At 43.9% G+C, this 18,178-nt stretch carries 18 protein-coding genes and 1 tRNA gene; 17 read left to right on the forward strand and 2 right to left on the reverse strand.

Annotation, left to right across the window (positions count from 1 at the left end):
* Positions 1–2 precede the first annotated feature (2 nt).
* The 17 genes from I7X29_RS02565 (at position 3) to I7X29_RS02645 (ending at position 16,795) form a co-directional block, all read left to right on the forward strand.
* Complete coding sequence (locus I7X29_RS02565) at positions 3–395, forward strand: hypothetical protein (protein ID WP_198472709.1); 393 nt, start codon at positions 3–5, stop codon at positions 393–395.
* Entirely contained in the window at positions 392–2,101 is a 1,710-nt protein-coding gene (locus I7X29_RS02570) for a hypothetical protein (RefSeq protein WP_198472710.1), read from the forward strand. The genes I7X29_RS02565 and I7X29_RS02570 overlap by 4 nt, the downstream gene beginning before the upstream one ends.
* A complete protein-coding gene (locus tag I7X29_RS02575; protein ID WP_198472711.1) occupies positions 2,098–2,484 on the forward strand; it encodes a hypothetical protein in 387 nt (128 codons plus the stop codon). The genes I7X29_RS02570 and I7X29_RS02575 overlap by 4 nt, the downstream gene beginning before the upstream one ends.
* Entirely contained in the window at positions 2,474–4,759 is a 2,286-nt protein-coding gene (locus I7X29_RS02580; RefSeq protein ID WP_198472712.1) for a hypothetical protein, read from the forward strand. Before I7X29_RS02575 ends, I7X29_RS02580 begins: the two co-directional genes overlap by 11 nt.
* 6 nt (positions 4,760–4,765) lie before the next feature.
* Positions 4,766–5,608, forward strand: coding sequence for a DUF6712 family protein (locus I7X29_RS02585; RefSeq protein ID WP_198472713.1), 843 nt, complete (start codon positions 4,766–4,768; stop codon positions 5,606–5,608).
* Positions 5,609–5,623: 15 nt separating this feature from the next.
* On the forward strand, positions 5,624–6,199 hold the full coding sequence (locus I7X29_RS02590; protein ID WP_198472714.1) for a hypothetical protein: 576 nt from the start codon (positions 5,624–5,626) through the stop codon (positions 6,197–6,199).
* Complete coding sequence (locus I7X29_RS02595) at positions 6,183–7,703, forward strand: hypothetical protein (protein ID WP_225883643.1); 1,521 nt, start codon at positions 6,183–6,185, stop codon at positions 7,701–7,703. Before I7X29_RS02590 ends, I7X29_RS02595 begins: the two co-directional genes overlap by 17 nt.
* 138 nt (positions 7,704–7,841) lie before the next feature.
* A complete protein-coding gene (locus I7X29_RS02600) occupies positions 7,842–8,012 on the forward strand; it encodes a hypothetical protein (protein ID WP_198472715.1) in 171 nt (56 codons plus the stop codon).
* 398 nt (positions 8,013–8,410) lie between these two features.
* Complete coding sequence (locus tag I7X29_RS02605; protein WP_198472716.1) at positions 8,411–8,551, forward strand: hypothetical protein; 141 nt, start codon at positions 8,411–8,413, stop codon at positions 8,549–8,551.
* A gap of 6 nt (positions 8,552–8,557) precedes the next feature.
* The gene (locus I7X29_RS02610) at positions 8,558–8,797 is read left to right on the forward strand and encodes a DUF5053 domain-containing protein (protein WP_198472717.1); all 240 of its coding nucleotides are present in this window, start codon (positions 8,558–8,560) and stop codon (positions 8,795–8,797) included.
* Between the two features lie 324 nt (positions 8,798–9,121).
* A complete protein-coding gene (locus I7X29_RS02615) occupies positions 9,122–9,421 on the forward strand; it encodes a hypothetical protein (protein ID WP_225883644.1) in 300 nt (99 codons plus the stop codon).
* Positions 9,422–9,428: 7 nt separating this feature from the next.
* Complete coding sequence (locus I7X29_RS02620; protein ID WP_198472718.1) at positions 9,429–9,800, forward strand: hypothetical protein; 372 nt, start codon at positions 9,429–9,431, stop codon at positions 9,798–9,800.
* Entirely contained in the window at positions 9,800–11,125 is a 1,326-nt protein-coding gene (locus I7X29_RS02625) for a hypothetical protein (RefSeq protein WP_198472719.1), read from the forward strand. Before I7X29_RS02620 ends, I7X29_RS02625 begins: the two co-directional genes overlap by 1 nt.
* 1 nt (position 11,126) lies before the next feature.
* Positions 11,127–15,050: a phage tail tape measure protein gene (locus I7X29_RS02630; RefSeq protein WP_198472720.1), complete on the forward strand. Its 3,924-nt coding sequence runs from the start codon at positions 11,127–11,129 to the stop codon at positions 15,048–15,050.
* Entirely contained in the window at positions 15,050–15,817 is a 768-nt protein-coding gene (locus I7X29_RS02635) for a hypothetical protein (protein ID WP_198472721.1), read from the forward strand. The genes I7X29_RS02630 and I7X29_RS02635 overlap by 1 nt, the downstream gene beginning before the upstream one ends.
* Before the next feature lies 1 nt (position 15,818).
* The gene (locus I7X29_RS02640; RefSeq protein WP_198472722.1) at positions 15,819–16,310 is read left to right on the forward strand and encodes a hypothetical protein; all 492 of its coding nucleotides are present in this window, start codon (positions 15,819–15,821) and stop codon (positions 16,308–16,310) included.
* 23 nt (positions 16,311–16,333) lie between these two features.
* Entirely contained in the window at positions 16,334–16,795 is a 462-nt protein-coding gene (locus I7X29_RS02645) for a hypothetical protein (protein ID WP_198472723.1), read from the forward strand.
* Here the strand turns inward: I7X29_RS02645 and I7X29_RS02650 are convergent.
* Both I7X29_RS02650 and I7X29_RS02655 read right to left on the reverse strand, forming a co-directional pair.
* Positions 16,766–17,929, reverse strand: a complete 1,164-nt coding sequence (locus I7X29_RS02650) for a tyrosine-type recombinase/integrase (protein WP_225883645.1) — start codon at positions 17,927–17,929, stop codon at positions 16,766–16,768. The genes I7X29_RS02645 and I7X29_RS02650 overlap by 30 nt on opposite strands.
* 118 nt (positions 17,930–18,047) lie before the next feature.
* A tRNA-Met gene (locus tag I7X29_RS02655) sits at positions 18,048–18,120 on the reverse strand.
* Between the last annotated feature and the right edge of the window lie 58 nt (positions 18,121–18,178).

An 18,178-nucleotide genomic window follows, 5' to 3' on the forward strand; every position in this document is an offset into this window, starting at 1 on the left:
TTATGTTATTTTTATCGTGCAACACTAAAAAAGTGGTTGCCGAAAAAGTTGCTACGCAAACCTCTGAACTCGCTACGGTGGGTTCAGAGTTTGCTACATTACAGCATTCACTACTCTCCTATCAGTTGAGCACGGTAGGACCCGACACACCTTTGGAATATACTCACGAGGTAGGTGGTAAAGTGGTAGAGCGGATTACCCTCAAAGGGGGTACGCTCAGTGTTGTGAAAAGTGATGAGTTTAAAGTGAGTAGTAATACAACGAGTGTTACCTCAAAAACTTTTTCTTTTACGAGTACTAAACATAAACAAGTACAGCGCACTTCTTTCAATTATTGGTGGTTATTGTTATTGCTCTTACCTCTTGCCTTTTACCTCTTATATAAAAAAAGATGACCGATTATTTCGTTACCTCTCAATTCGTGTTAGACCTTTCGCGCATTGCTATCTCTTATCAAGAGGAGAACCCGCGATTTAAGGACACTTTCTTCACTCAGTATTCATTGCCTTTCGACTTCCAAATGAATGCGGACTTGCGCTTGCGTATGGGTAATTATACCGCCCTCAACGCTGCCAAACTCAAGAAGAAGTACGATGGTTATCACGTATTGGATGGTCGCGTGCGTAAAGGTACGCTCGAAATACTATCGGTAGAAGGTAACTTAGTTTCTGCGCAAATAGATTCGGGGTTTGAGCAGCTGCCTAACTTTGAGAAGAAGCTATGCGACCTACCTCTTTTACGAAAGCGTGTACCCGATATATACACTCACGCCAACGAGATAGTTGCTAAAAAGTACCCCGAAGTGGATTATAACTTCCCTAAAGTGGTATACCCCAAAGATAAAAGTCAGAAAGGGTGGGAGTTATTCTTTCAGTTTATCAATAATTATGGTTCTGAGGGGTTTATCCGTAATGAAGCTAATAGGAATTACAACATTATACACCCTATGCCTTACCTGCTCTACGTACTCAAAACGGGTTTTGCCGATGCAGGATATGAACTGGCAGGCGACATCCTCACCGATGAAGACTTCAATCAGCAGGTGTTGTACAGCAATACGCCTTACTACCTCACTACAGCTCAACAAGAACACACCCTCACAGCCGTAGAGTATACCTATGAATTTGCTACGGCAGGAATGTGGCGGTTAGTTTGTGATAACCAACCGATAAGCGGGCAGGTTGCCATTAGGTTAAAACTCGACAACGTGATCATCCGTGAATTTAATTTTGAAAAACCAGACACACTCAGTTTTACACAGCTGCTCACTATCGACACAACAGGACAAACATTGGCTTTAGAGATAGAAGGTACTCCGCAACCCCAACTCTCTATGAACCTCAATATCGTGGCACAACACAGCGAAGACGGCAATGTGATAGAACAGGTAATAAACCCTAATATAGTAGACCTCAAACGCGCCGTGCCCGATGTTACTTTTGGCGATTTGGTAAAAACGATTAAGAATTGGAAAAATTACGATATGGTTATCGAGGGACACAAATTATATATGAACCGTATCAAGATAGAAGAACGCACACACGCTAAAGATTTCCGCACTTGGGAAGTACGCGAACCTAAAAAAACATTTCTTACGAAGCAGTCGTATCTTATCAAGTTTCCTGAAATGGACGATAAAGCCTATCATTTGCCCGTGATACAAGTAACCGACAACAGTTACCAGATACTCAACGCGCAAGAAGCGAGCAAGGTGACCAATTTTACCGAAATACAAATAGGAGGCTACTGCTTGCCCCGAGTGATGTATAAAGGGGATTATACAGCTATAGCGCGCAAGAGTGGAGAACAAACCATAGGGCTGATATGGTACGATGGCTTGCACAACGGAGAAAACAATGCAGGTTTCTGCAAAGCCCTTACGCCTCCCTTAGTAGCTGAGTATTGGAAAGATTGGTATAAGATGCGAATTGCCGCCACTGAATACACGTGGAGCTTTGTATGTAACAAAAACCAATTCCGTCACATTGCCTTGCGTGATACCATTCTCGCCTATAACCAGCGTATGCTTATCAAGAGCCTTAACAAATCCGTGCTCGATAAAGAGCATTACCAAGTAGAGATCACTACAATTGCTATATGATGTACACCGCTTTCACCTCTCTGAATGTCTTTAATGACGACCGTCTCAACACCTATCTCGATACTATTTACAGTGCCGTGTTAGAAGTCTTCACTACTGAGCACCTACCCGTAGTGTGTGGTTCGGTAGCCAAGGTAATGCAAGGAGTGTACTCCGAAAATTACCTCGCTAAGGATATAGATTTCATAGTAGAGAGTTGGCAAGTGCACCGCTATTTAGAACATCAGCTACCTTTGCTATTTCCTAATGATAGAATAGAGGTGCGCCCCGAGCGGGTAATACTCTTTACTCCTTTCATTGCTATTGAGTTTTGGCGACCCAACGAATCGATACAAACCGCTCTATACAAAAACCTCATAAAATACAAATGCTATGCCTATTAGAACCTATATTGAAAAAATATGCCGAAGTTCCCAAGCAGGAAAACCTACCTCTCAAGGAGGATATGAATGGATAGAAGTGTGCTATGAAGTAGAAAAACCTATCCCCGATTGGAATATATCACCTGCTACTATCCTTAAAGAGTGGCACTCCTCTCAGCCTATACCTTCTACCGAAAACCTTACGGTGCATTATCCTGAATTGGGATTGCTCACCGTATACAAGAAGTACAAGGGATTTCGTTATTATGCGCGTATTGCTGCCAATGAATATGTAGAACTCATTGCGCCTACAGGAGAGGATTTAGAAAACCTTATCGGACTACAACATAACCTGCAGTTGCGTTACAACAATTTCAGTAAGTTGCCAGAAAAAGGCGATATAAAAGTAAAAGTAACCTTAGGGGTGATTGCTACCGAAGAAAAAAGCGGTAAAGTAAACGAAATAGACCTACCCACCGAGCGTAAAGAGGTAGTGATTACCTTACGCCGTACCGATAAAGCAACGCCAAAACCTAAAACCAACGACAAACCCGTGCTCAATATGGTGCTCAACACGGCTACCAAAGAACTCACGGGCGACACTTCATTTACATTCCCTACGACACCTCTTGATTATTATCACGAAATCGTATTACATCACGATTTTTGGCACTATAAAGGATTAGGAGACTACATCAATTTTGGTACAAGAACAGAATGGTACAAGGATCATTCTATCAATACCCCTTTCACAATTAAAGGAGTTGAATGGAATAGTATTGGACGCAGTCTATTTGATATAACCCTAACAGGAACAAAAAACAATGCAACAGCAGTATTCTCTCTCTCCCAGTTTTACAAAGAAAACCCTACTATAAAAACTCTTAATTTTGATTTGAGTAAAACCCAAACACTTACTTTTGAAAGTTATTTCAGAACAAAAGATTCATTTGGAGCTTCTCACAACTTTACTATCAACCTCACTGTTATCAACGATACTACCGCTTTTCATATTGATAAGAAAGAATTTAAATACCTGCTAAAAACGGACAAGAAAGAACGTGCCGAGGGCGTGTTTACCATTAAGAACCCTAACCGCCTCACCTTTACCATTAACAATGCTGATTTCTTAGAGGTTACTGAAATTAAAGGCAATGGCGAAGAGGAAGTTGTGGTAAAATTCCGCTCTCAATCTTCCGAACTGATGACAGTAGGCGAGCATAAAGGCTGGCTCAAGGTAACTTCTTCAGCGGGGAGCGAACAGATTGTGCAGGTACTCATTACCGTACAAACGGATATAACATTCACTACCAAAAAGGTGTACTTCTGTCTCGACAAAGAGCTCACCCGCGTACGCCAAACTGACCCAGAAAGCGAGTTTGTATCGGTTGCTCTCACAATGGAGTTCAACGGCTATGGGCGTACTTTCACCTCTACCCAAAACTACGATTACGTTTTTTTTGAGGGCGTGGCAACGATAGATATAGGGCAAGAGGTACAAGACTTTTTCAGAGACATCACTCCCTCATTGGAAGTGAATACTAAAAAGCTGCTCGCTCCTAAAGAGATTTTCAAAGCTACCAAGGTATCGGCAGTAATAAAAGAAACCAATTTCAAAGGCGCGGTATTCAAAACGCATACCCTTACCGATTTGCACTACCTCCCTGGGAAGAAACCTAAAGCCTATCCATACCTTACCCAAAGCCGTTTGCGCTCTACTTACAAGCAGAGCCTTATATCAGTATCAGCACTTACCCAAGAGGTACGCGCTCGTTCATTGGGACAAATAGGTTCTAACCTTATCGACCTTTCGGCTATTAAGGACCCGCTGGCAGTAGCTAATTTCAGTTTTTTACGCGCTACCGCCGATGTTACCTATGGGGCTACAACTATTATTTGTAAGGAAACCCTTAGCCTCGAACCCAAACCAGAACCCAATAGCACGCCTATTAGTGCGCTGTTTCAAAATCAAAACTTCTGTCCCGATTGGTTTTCGTTTGCAGGCGAGTACGAAGCACTGGTAAGTTACGAGCACACCCTCGCCGACAACGTGCTACTGAGTGAGGACTACAAGGCGCAAGTAAAAACCAAACGCACTTACAAGCTCAATACGGGTTGGCTTTTTCCTGAAGAAATAGAAGTATTGTGGGAACTCATCAAATCCCCCGTATGCTTCTTGCGTATTGCAGGCGAGTGGCTGAAGGTAATACCCATTACCCAAAAACCGCTGTCCTTTGATAGCACCCGCAACCTGCATAGTTTTGTCGTCGAATTTCAATTATCGTCTAATACCTAACGAACTATGTTCAATAATATACAAGAACTCAAGCAATATACTAATGTTTCTAACCGTTTAGATTTCGACCTGCTCAAAACTTATATCGAGGAGGCTCTACGTGTGAAAGTATATCCGTATATACCCAAGTCTACTGCTGAAACCTTAAGCGGTGACGAACTCGAACTGCTCAAAAAAGCAGTGGCCAACTATGCGGTAGCTTATGCTATCCCTTTCCTCAAGGTGAATTTATCCAATACCGGTGGCAACTACTACACCGATGACAAGATGGAGAAATCGCCTTGGTGGGATTTGCGCGATTTAGGACTCTCGTCTATTGCGATGGGCGACCGCGCTCTCAACGATTGTATCGAGTTGCTTATAACAGCAGGTAAGCTACAGCGCGCAAGCGGTGTTATTAGTAGCGTGAATGAGTTTGAAAAGTATTACAGCCTCAATAATTCGTGGGAGGTTTTCACTAAACTACAACCCTTAGTACAATGGATGTGGGAAAGCATCATTGCCCCACAAGTCAGCACCTGCACCCCCGATGATTTACGCGCTTATCCTGCTATTTGGGAAAAGCTACAGCGTACCGTCGTTTTCTTTACTGTTGCCGAAGCTGCTCAAATGCATAGCTTCTCATTCACCGCTACCGCTATTGTGCAGCAGTGGGAGGAACTACCTTGGCAAAAGAGCAAAATACTCAACGGCTCCGAGCTCTATACCCTTGCCAAACGCTTGCAACAACTCGCCCGACACGAACTTGCCCAACTCAAGCAGCTACTCGAAAAAGAAGCCGTAGCTTGTTATATACCTTCAGCTGCTGCCCAACAAGTAGAAAAAATGAAAAGCGGACTCTACTTCTAATCCCTAACACCTAAAATGGAACTTACTAAATTTAGCAAAGACAGCCTTTATCAGCGCATATCTGCCTCGTATATAGACGAGAATTTTCAGCTGCTTCCTGCCGAAGAGGCTGTTAAAACGCGTTTGCGCCATATACACGGCTTGCGACTGTCCAACAAGTACTCTAAGCACCAAGCTATACAGATACACATTCGTGAAATGGGCGTAAGCCAAGCTACCGCCTACCGTGATTACTCTTGGGCAATGCAAATATTTGGTGAACTCGATAAATCTGACATCAACGCCGAGCGGGCTATATTGGCGGATAGCTATTGGCAACTCTACCAAATGGCTTTGAAAGATAGAGATTTAGAACAAGCGCGCAAGGCGTTAGATTCTTATGCTCGCCTCTTCAACTTCGATAAGGAAGAAAAAGAAATCAACTTTGAAAAGATTACCGCTAATGAGTACCATATCAAGATGAGCCGTAAGAGTGCCAAGATGTTGCGCGCTGCCCTCGCTTCAGGGGTAGTAGACTTCAACGACTTGCCCGCTACCTATACCGACTACGAAGATATAACCGATGACCCCGACGATGAAACCTCTGATTAAACCAGTTAAACAAATCCTCCTCAACGCTATGCAGATGACAGCTGTATCTGCCAACCGCTATGCAGGTGTAAAACACATCTGTATAGAGGCGGGGCGTGGTACGGGTAAGAGTACCATACTCGGCTGGTTTGTGAAGGAAGCAGTAAAGCAAATGCCACGTGCTACGGGCGTACTGGTAGGGGCTACTTTTGTGCAGATAAAAAGCCGTACTTTCCCCTCTACCAAAGAGGGTTTGGAGATGTTCGGCTTTTACGAAGATGTAGATTATGTAGTAGGGCGTAACGGCAAGGCTCTCGGCTTCGAGATGCCTTTTCAAGCCCCCAACTCGTGGAGCAACGTGGTGCACTTCTCTAATGGCTTTATATTGGTGCTTGTATCTCTCGATGACCCTAATAGCGGGCGCGGATTAAACTCTTACATCGTTATTGGCGACGAAGCGGCACTGTTAGAACACGATAGACTTTTCAACAACGTACTGACAACCAACCGCGCCAAGAAGATAGAGTTTAACAAAGCAAGCCTGCTAAATGCTACTATCTTCACCTCGTCGGTTGCTCTTACTAAAACGGGGGAATGGTTCACCGCCCGCGAGAAACTCGCCAAACAAAAGCCTACCGAGCACCTCTTTATCAAAGCTAACGCCCACATAAACCAAGAAAACCTCAAACCAGGGTGGATACAAGAGATGTACGAACAACGCGTGTCCGACCTACTGTTCAACGCCGAAATAATGAACATTCGCCCTGGGAAGGTTGCCGACGGCTTCTATGCCAAACTATCAGCCGATAAACATTACTATAAGTACCAGTACAACACCACCGCCCTGCAAGACTTCTCGCAGAGTTTCACACCCTCTTGCACCTACGACAACGATTTAGTAAGCGGTGTAGCTCTCGAACTCTCTCTCGACTTTGGAGGGCGCATCAATTGCGGTATTGTCGCCCAAGAAAGTAATGTCGCCAACACTATAACAATACTGAAAGACTTCTTTGTCAAAAACCCCCTTAAATTGTCAGATTTGATAAAGAAAATCATCGACTACTACGAGCCTCACCGCGCTACCTGCAATAAAATATACCTATACCACGACCGTTCGGGCTTCAAGAGCGAGGCAAACAGCAAAACCACCCTGGCACAAGATGTAGAGGATATGCTGCGCACAGCAGGCTGGCAGGTGTTCAATCGCACCCCCAACACCAATAACCCAAGCCATATCCTCAAATTCCGCCTTATCAACGAAATATTAGAGGAAAACAACCGCTCCCTACCCTTTGTCCGCGTCAATGAAGACAATTGCCCTAACCTCATCGTCTCTATGGAAAACGCTGCCGTCAAGCAGAAAGAAGATGCCTTTGAGAAGGACAAGAGTAGCGAACGCTCCACTACCATACCCCAAGAGCACGCCACCCACCTCTCCGACTGCTTCGACTACCTCCTATGGTGGAAATACGCCTACCTACTCGATAACGCCTACCACGATAGCTTTATCATCACCACCGTATAAGTGCAACCCGCACAAAAAAAACTTCTAAACCTGTCCCCCGCTAAAAACAAAAGATAAAAGACTAACAAACAGTCTTTTATCTTTTTTTATACCCTTACACCTTATCCCTTATCACCTACCGCCTACCTACAGCACTATTTGAACCAACATACTGGCAACATCGAACCTACACCACGCAAACCCTTACCACATAACGCTTCACGCCCCCTCTTACCTCTTATCTCTTACCTCCCAACCGTCCTTTCACAGCAACCACAAACACCCTACTTTTGCCGTACCATTCGTTTTATACATAATAATCATAGTTAGTTGGTTTATAGTTAAAACTTCTTCATCTGGGATGTTTTTAGTTAGAAAGCGCGCCTACAATAGTGGGCGCGCTTTTTTTATATAAACATACAAAAAAAATCAAAAAAAGTTGTTGAAATATTTGCTTATTACGATTTTTCGTAGTATCTTTGCAGTGTCATTGAAAGTCAATGATAAGGCATTAGCCTTGAGTGTTTAATCAAATTTTGAAATGATGGTTTTTGAATTTAAACTAAGTTTCAGAAGACTAAAAAAAGGCTGGTCAATCCTGCTAAGAATCAAAGCCAGCCTCAAAGAAGTTTTAACAACCTTCTTGCAGTAGTCTTTGAAAAGGTGGGGGAGCGAAAGCTCTCCTGCTTTTCAAAAACAGTGCAAAGGTATAAAATATTTTTGTAACTATGAAATTATTAAAGCACATCAAGAACATTTTCCAAATGAAAGAGGGAGATGAGTACAACATTACCTTTCGCATCTCAGCCGAAGACATCTTAGCATTCTTGCTATTTATTACCCTTGCCCTTTGGCTCATCTTAAAGTAAATCACTATGGAACAAGAACAAACAATGCTACACCTGTTAGACGATATAGTAGCAGATGTATCGTGGGGAAGAGTATCAAAAGAATATTTTGGTAAATCATCTTCTTGGATATACCACAAACTACACGGGCGCGATGGCAACGGAGGCGTAGGAGGCTTTACCGAAGCCGAGAAGCAAAAGTTACAACAAGCCTTATACGACATCGCCGAACGCATCTGTAAGGCAGCCAGTACCATTACACAGTAACCATTGTTACTGTTATTGTTTAACAACCTTAGAGGCGCACTCATCACCGAGTGCGCCCTTTTTCTATTACCTCTCCCCTGAAACCTGCTACCTGACACCTGTACCCTGCCTCCACCATATATCCCCCCATTTTCCTAAATTCAAATTGTAAAAATCACTAAGGCGGCGATGGGCTTCATCGGCTTTCAATGAACACATACCCGCGCCATCACCCGCTTCACCTATTCAATATCAAGTACTTAACACTTTTATAATGATAAAAAAGCCTGTCCTTTCCCAATATATCCCTACCTATTACCTTTGCCCAATAAATCCCCAACCCTTATGAACAAAGTTTTTTTAAAGGACGTACTGGCTGAAATGAGAAAACTCGATGAGCGCAAGAAGCCAATACCCTTCAGCATAACCGTACGCACCTACAACAAGCAAAACAGCTTTGGCGGCAAACTCTGTACTTACACCGGCGCAACCCTTATGCAGCAACCCCGCAACAAGCAAGATTTTGAAAAGAACCCCAACCACTGGCAAAACAAAACCCGCAATATCAAACTCAGCGACGGTACTATAAAGAAAATTTGTATCCTCTTTATCGTCGCTTTCAACGGAAAAGAAGTAATCTATTAATTAGCAAATGAATATAGTAAGCAAAAAAGATTTATCCGATAACTACGGAAAACCTGTATTCTATTTTACAAAGTTTTTCCCTGAAGGATACAAACCTCCTGAAAATATAATGAAAAGAACAGCCAATGAAGAATATCAAGGGAGTATCTTTTTCAGTAAAGAAACTGCTAACCGCATTCTTTCATTAGATGTGTGGAAAACGTGTATATATCCTTCTATCTATCTGCTACGCGACGGCTTCTGCTACAATATCGATTGGAACGATAGCGAGTATATTGAAGTAACCAAACGCGCAGGCAATCAAATGAACGTGTTACAAATGGTATCAATTATTATTAATGACTTTGGCTACACTTACCAAAGTGAAAAATGGAAATAATGAAACAATTAGACAAAGATTTTTATATGCTTTCAGCCGCCAAAACGGCTGTTATTTTCGGCTCTGATAAGCAAAGCCTCTCGACTCCCAAAACCCAAAAAGATTCAAGCGACACCGATAAGTTCGCTGCTTGGGGCGACAATAACCTATACCCACAAGAGTTCACCAAGAAACTCAACAAAACGGGCGCAGCTATTGGAGGACTCGAGGTGCTCATCTCCGCCCACTATGGCTTGGGCTTCCGCCTTTACCAAGATATAGAAACCGAAGAGGGCGTAACCACGCGCGAACGCCTCCGCTCGGCTTTCCCTGAGATTGATAGCTTCTTCAAAACCTGCCGTTGGGATGTAACAATGGCAGAAATCATCGAAGATTTTGAAACATACGGCATTGCCTTTGTCGAGTACCTGCTCGCACCCAATTCCGACAAAATTGTATCCGTAAAACGCCAACAAGCCCCCCATTGTCGCTTAGGAGTGCCTAACAAAAAAGGCTTTGTCGATAAAGTCTATATCAATACCACTTGGGGCGACACCCTCAACGAGGAGCTAACCGTAGAAGTACCCTTTTTCTCCGATATTCACAATGTCGAAACCCTCAAAACCTATTGCAAGGAAAAGAAAATCGAAAAGTTTATCGTGCCTGTAATGCGCCCACTCACTACCGAGAAGAATTATCCAAAGGTAAAATGGCATAGTTCCTTCTATAATGGTTGGGTAGATGTAGTGCTTTCCGTGCCCTCGTTCAAAAAATATATGTTTGAAAACCAGCTAAACCTCAAATATGTGATATACATCGCCGATGATTTCTTCCTTCACAAATTTGGGCGCGAGGAATGGCAGGAAATGCCACAAGAAAAACGTGAAGCCGCCCGACAAGAAACCATTAAGGCAATCGACGATCATATGAGTGGCAACAAAGCAGCAGGGCGTTCGTTCGTCTCGCCATTCTTCCGCGATAGCAATAACAATCTTATCAAGGGTATAGAAGTAATCCCTATTGACGACAAGATTAAGGACGGCAACTTCTTGCCCGATGCCAGTGCGGGCAACTCCGAGATACTCTTCCCTATGGGGGTAGACCCTTGTTTGCTGGGGGCAGGTATACCAGGGGGCAAAAACCTCAGTGGTAGTGGTAGCGACAAGCGCGAGGCGTACACCATTCTCTCCACCCGTATGCCTGTAAAGCGATTGCGCACCCTCGAAGTATTTGAGCGTATCCGCGATTGGAACAACTGGGACAGCACCCTATACGGCAACTTCCCAAACATCAACCTCACCACCCTTGATAAAAACCCCAACGGACAACAAACAATAGTGAATTAAAATGGCAAGCAACAACACTACATCACAACTTACGATACGTATCAACGGTAAGGAGGTAGAGAATACTTTTACTGCCTTAAATCGCGAGGTGCGCACACTCTCTCGTGAACTCCGCAACCTCACTCCTGGTACTGAAGAGTTCCAACAGCGCGCAGCACAATTGCGTGAGGCACAAGCGCACTTCAACCGTGTACGCGATGAAATCAACCAAGTGAATGGCGCGATTACCCAAACGGCTACCAGTACTTCACGATTTGGCGACATCGTGCGCGGGGTATTCACTGGCAACCTTATCACGAGCTTCTTTTCCTCTTTTGTGGGCAAAGCCCGCGAATCAGTGGACGAACTCCTCAAAGTATCCGACCTGATGACGGGCGTAGAGAAAACCACAGGGCTCGCCTCCGAGCAGGTACGCGAGTTGTGGAACGAGTTTGATGAGCTCAATACCCGCACCTCCAAGCAGGAACTGCTCAATATCGCCCAAATAGGCGGTCGCTTGGGCATTACCGATAAAGAGCAAATCAAGGAGTTTACCGAAGAAATCGATAAGATATACGTTGCCTTGGGCGACTCGTTTCAAGGCGGATTGGAAGAGGTAACTACCAAGGTCGGCAAACTCAAAAACCTTTTCAAGGAAACCCGCGACCAAAACTATGGCGAAGCCCTCAATGCCATTGGCTCTGCCCTCAACGAGCTCGGGGCTAACGGTAGTAGTAGCGAACAGAACATCACCGATTTTGCCACCCGCATAGGGGCATTGCCTGCCGTGCTAAAGCCCTCTATCGAAAAAACATTAGGACTCGGAGCTGCCTTTGAAGAAAGCGGTATCGATGCCGAAGTGGCTTCCAGCGGTTACTCGCGCTTTATGAGCGTAGCGGGTAACAATATCGCTGCCTTTGCCAAACAGATGAAACTCACTACCAAAGAAGCCTCCGAACTGTTCAATACCCACCCCGAAGAGTTCTTTTTGCGCTTTGGCGAAAGCCTCAAAGGCTTAGGAGCCGAACAAACAGCTGGCGTACTCAAAGGTTTAAAGCTCAACACCCTCGAGATACAGAAAGCCCTCGGTACAGCAGGCGACAAAGCCGACCGCTTTCGCGAGTTGATGAACCTCTCAGGACAAGCAATGCAGGACGGCACTTCTATACAGAACGAGTTCAACAAAGTAAACGAAAACACCGCTGCTATATGGGAGAAAATCAAAAAAGTATTTGCCGAGTTTTTCACCTCCGACACTATGGCACAATGGTTCGGCGGACTTATCAAGCTACTGGGTTGGCTCACAGGGGTAACTTCCAAAGCAGGCGATGGCGTGAAAGTCTTCCGCGAGCGTATCGCCTTTTTAGCAAAAGCCATAGTGGTTTGTACTACCGCCGTAGCGAGCTACCGCGCCGCCGTCTATCTCTCTACTATTACTACCAAAGCCGCTTGGCAGCAAACCATCTTGTACAATGCCGCTATGAAAGTAACAAATGCTACTACCGCCTTGTGGAAAGGTACAGTGCTGCTGCTTTCGGCTGCCAAAGCAACACTTACAGGTAATACTATTAGAGCAACAGCCGCAATGCGCACTTTCAATCTCGTTACCAAAATGAACCCTTGGGGATTATTATTAGGGGCTATAACAGCAGTAGTAACGGCTCTTGTATTATTTTCTAACAAACAGAAAGAAGTAAATTTACAACTCAAAATACAGAACGATGCCATCAAAGAAGCTAATGTGCAAACAGCGGCACAAGAACATCATTTGCGACAATTACTCAAAACTGCCAATGATACTAATAAAAGCTATAACGAACGTAAGAAAGCAGTAGACGAACTGAACCGACTTGTTCCACAATACAACAAACAGCTTACAGTTGAAACGGCTAACACGGACAAAGCCAAACAAGCTCTCGACCGATATATAGAAAGTATCAAAGCGGCTGCACGTGAAAAATATTTAAAAGCACTGGTAGACCAAAAAGCTGAAGCCCTCGCCAAACAAGAATATTCATCATTAGAAGAAAATATTGCTTGGTATGAACGCGCTTTGAACGAAATGAAAAACTTTGGTAACCCTATCGCGGCAATGAGTGATGATATAGTAACGGCTACTAAAAACAAAGCTCAAAATGTCAAAAAAGCAAACGACGAACTGAAAGCAGCTACCGACCTTCTCCTTAAACAACAAGAAGAAAACGCAAAGAATGGTGTTGTTGTTACTGATGATAATGTTACTCCTATATCTCCTGCTGGTGAAGGAACAAAAAAACAGCCCAAAGACTACGCCGATGACTATCGCAATGCCAATAAGGCGCGCTTGGCAGCCGAGCAGGAATTGCAAAAAGAAATTACACAGGGCTTAGAAGAAAGCCTCGACAAACAGTTGGCTCTTACCGAGCAAAAGTATAACGACAAGCGGTTCAAGCTACAACAAGAAAACGCCGACTTAGAGCAGGATATTCTAAAACTAAAAACAGAAGCGAAAGGCAATAATGACCCAAACCTGCTCAAAACAATCCAAGAAAAACGCAAATTGCAAGAACTCAACAAGCAAATAGCTGTTGAATACGAAAAACAAGAACAAGCCGAACTCACTCAAGTACGCGAAAAACACGCCGCCAAAGAGGTAGAGCGCACCCTAAAAGAGATGAACGACTGCCTTGCCGTTAAGAAACGCGAAAAGGCAGAGGAACTACTCCTTATTCAGGATTTAGACACCGCCAAAGAAGCTCTGCGCGGACAGATATCTGACAAAGAACTATCGCAAATCAAAACCTTAGAGGAAGCTAAAAAAGCCCTCCGTCGAAAAGCCGATGAGGAGATTTTAAAAGAAAGTCTTGCCAGCTTCGAGGCACAAAAAAAACTCCTAATGGATTACCTGCAAACCGTTACTGGTGAAGCCAAAGATAAACTTATAGAAGACATTCAGAAGGTAGAAGATCAGATGACTAAAGTAAAAGAGCAGTTGGATAACTTAAATACCAAAGAGGTAGATAAAGCAGCAGGCTCAGAACTCGAAAGGGTTGATGTATTAGGTTTTACTGCTGCCGAATGGGAAAATGTGTTTGCCAACCTCGATAACGTTCACGCCCGCTTCCGAGCAGTAGAAATGGGCATAGGGGCAATGAACAACGCATTTAGTGCTTTTAGCCAGTTGCAGGAAAACCTCAATGCACGCGAGCTTTCCAAATATACGGCTAACCAACAGAAGAAAAAACAAGCCTTGCTCGACCAACTCAACCAAGGCTATATTTCACAAGCACAATACCAAAAGGAAGTACAACGCCTTGATGAGGAAGCAGAAGCCAAAAAGAAAGAACTTGCCCTCAAGCAGTTCAAAGCACAAAAAGCAGCCAATATGCTCAATATCATAGCCAATACAGCTATGGCGGTAATGCGTGCCTATTCAGATGCAGGACCTTTGGCAGGGACTGCTTTGGCGGCTATAGTAGGTGCAATAGGTGCGGTACAATTAGGAATTGTAGCAGCACAACAGCCTCCCAGCTATGCCAAGGGAGGTTATACCAAGGGGTTGGGTTTCACTGACGAAACAGGGCAAGAGGTAGCAGGGGTAGTGCACGGCAAAGAGTACGTAATACCCGCAATGCTCCTCTCCGACCCGCAAGTCGCCCGTGTTACCGAGTGGATAGAAGCCAAACGCACAGGCAAGGCGCAAAACACTTATGCTACTGGTGGTAATGTATCGGCAGTATCGGCAGTGTCGGACGAACCCTCAACTTTGGCAAAGTCCGAAAGTTTGTTAAAGTCTGAAACTTCTATGAGCGAACTCAAGCACACCCTCACTCAGCTCACTGCCACCCTCGACCGCCTCGAGAAAAACGGATTAGACGCCTACGTAATTGCCGATGCTAAAAACGGTAAAGAAATGCAACGCGCTATTAAAGAATACGAGAACATCAGAGAAAAAAACAGACGATAATGGATATAACAATACCACAAACTTATGAAGAACTCAATGAGCAGCAACGAGGGGCGTTGTGCAGGATTCTATTAACATTGGATAACACTGAAGAAACGCCTTTGTGCATTGTGCAGCTACTACTTTGGCATTTGCCCAAGCGTACCCAACAGCAGTTATTGCAAGAAGTCACTTTCACTACGTTATGGCAATACGCCGAGCCTTTTCTCTCTACCGAAAAGCTATACCATTTCCCACCCCTCTCCTTGGGAGAGGTTATACCTCCTGCCCCTCGTTTGGCAAATCTTACTATCAAGCAGTTTTCCGTAGCCGATAGTATCTATTACCGTCTGCGCCTTTCGCAATACAAGGACGAGTTGCTGTTGCGCCAGTTGGTAGCCTCGCTCTACAATCTTTCTGACACGCCTTTTGATGTGCTGAACCTCCCCCAAGTAGCCGAGCATACCGATAAGGCAGCTATAACTACCGCCTACGAGGTAGCATTTGCTTACACCTGTTGTAGGGAATATATCATCAAAAGGTTTCCAAAGGTATTCACGGCTAAAGACGAAAAAAAAGAGACAAAAGACGAGGGTTCGTCATTCGTCTTTCGTAATTCGTCATTAAAAAGCTATACGCCCTTTTCAAAGATTATCAGCGTAATGGCAATGGATAAGCATCAGCCGTTAGGCAACTGGCACCAGTGCAACGCCACCCGCGTGTATGATTTCTTTGAAGTCCTTACCGAATCTATATTACAAGCAGAACAGCAAGAAAAAAATAATTAATATGTATCTTCAGCTAAAAAAATATTTTTCCGATTTAGCAGACCAGAATGTTCATATCAAGGACAAAGTGGGGTATTTCTCTCGTGAGATTGCCGAAAAAGAACGTTCGTTTAATGGGATTGCTTCGCCTTTTTTGGCTATTTACGACTATGAATTAGGGTTAGATGGTGGCGAATTGAATACTATGGGTAGGCGTAAACTTACGTTTTCGATTATCTATGCGAATGCGCCACACGATAATTTTGAGGCACAGCAGGAGCTTATCAGTAAGGCTGAATCTATTGCGTTGCAGTGTTTGGCGCGTATCCGTTGGGATAACCACCAAAAGGGGCATTTTCTCTTCAATTCTTTTGAAAAGGATTTGACGAAAATCTACCCAGTAGAGGACCCTCAAGCGCAATTCTTTGGTGTAGATGTAGAAGTACATTTTAAGAATCCTACCCCACTGATTGTAAAGCAAGAGGATTGGACAGTACCAGTGGGGTGTAACTAATGACGAATTACGAATGACGAGTTATGAATGAAGAAAAGGAAATAGGCAAGAAAGCGGCTGTGATGTTGCAGAGCTCGCTAAGGAGCGAGACGGGGAAGTTTGGCAAGCACGTGCGTGGAGACAAGAACGCTTTGCAGAACGCGCAGGCAAAACCTCGTTACCGTACTTCTAAACGTATGGACGGCACCAAGCAACAGTACCTTAAAGGTATTGCGATTGTGATGGGCAAACACGGCTTCGTATATCATTATGGTATTGAGCAGGGCAGGTTGCGCAAGGCACACGAGCGTACGCGACACAAGCCGAGAGAAACGACATACCGTGTGAATGCTCACGGCTACCGCAAAGGGCAGCCTAAACGTCCTTTTATTCAGAAGGTAGTGGATAACAGTAGGGCAATGGAATATTTGGCTACGGAATTAGCACAAGCACGGGGCGAGGAGATAGTAACCTACTTAGCGCGAGGCTTGGAGAATGAGATTTGAGTAATCGGCGGGCAGTTCGGCATCAATATCGCGCAGATACTTATCGAGGGCGGTAAAGGTAGTGTGCCCAGTGATGAGCATTAGTTGGCTCTTAGTTTCGTGCGGGGTGAGTGTTTTGCGCAACTGGCGATAGAGCTTGGTAATAAAGGTATGTCTGAATGAGTAAATGCCATATTCGCTACCCATACCAAAAACTTCTTTCACTTTTTTAAACCGCTTAGTCCAATAGTCGCGTTTGTTAGATTCATTGGTTTCCCAACTTCCCACGCCTTGGGGTGCAAATAGAAAGTAATTAGGATTTGTACCTTTGAGGTGTTCTATTTCCTTAAAGAGGAGTTCGGGAATGATTTTGGTTTTTTGCAGTTGGTTTTTAGCATCTACTACGAGTTGGCGTTCTTCAAAATTGATATCTTTTATTTGCAATCTGCACACCTCGATAGGGCGTAGGAAGTTGTAACTTACAAATTTAATCATCAGCAGCAGTTGCTTGTCGTGAGTTTCAAGGTATTTAAATAACTCTTCTTCTTGTGCTTGGGTATAGGTTTTATTGCGTTCAGGCTTTGCTTTGAGTACAGGTATTTTGCTCACGAAATTATCAGTGATATATTCGTTTTCTTCCAAGAAAGAGAATAATATAGAAAGACTTGCGCGGAAATTATTGCGGTTTTTGGGGCTTGTGCGTTGTAGTACGCTATTAAGAAAGTTGAGGACTGTACGTTTAGTAATTACGGAGAGCACTCGATCTTTAAAGCCGTTTTCATACAGCCATTTTTGGAAGTTCAGTATTCTGTATTTGTGATCTTTGAAAGAAGTTTCTTTCATTGTGGCTTTAGCGTTTTCTAATCCTAATTCGAGGGCTTCATCTATGGTTATTACTTTTTCTTCAGTATACCCCTCTTCATACGGACTATAGCCGTTTTTCAGCACATCCTCTACCATATCGCGCAGTTGTTTAGCTGCTGCACGGCGTACTGAAGCATCTTTATGTCGGTTCATACCATAGTAGAGCGGTGTTTGCCTCTCCATCTTGTTAGTTTTAGGATTTAGGTACGAGAAGTACACGTACCAACGTTTGGAAGTATCGCCACCAGCATCATAGATTTGTGGTTTAGTATAGAGACCTTTGTTTTTCATTTCGTATGCGTTTCCGTATGCGTTTCTGTATGCGTTTTTAAGTTTTTCACTAAATTCAGACATAAAAAAAGAGTGATTTATGCGTATAAACCACTCATTTTCTGTTATCTAATTTTTGTAGCGGGAACTGGACTCGAACCAGTGACCTTCGGGTTATGAGCCCGACGAGCTGCCTACTGCTCTATCCCGCGATTTCTGGGTGCAAAAGTACAACCTTTTTTTTAAATACCAAACTTTTAGAAAACTTTT

Origin of the sequence: Capnocytophaga periodontitidis, from assembly GCF_016126015.1 — a bacterium.
In the GTDB taxonomy this organism is placed as follows: Bacteria; Bacteroidota; Bacteroidia; order Flavobacteriales; family Flavobacteriaceae; genus Capnocytophaga; species Capnocytophaga periodontitidis.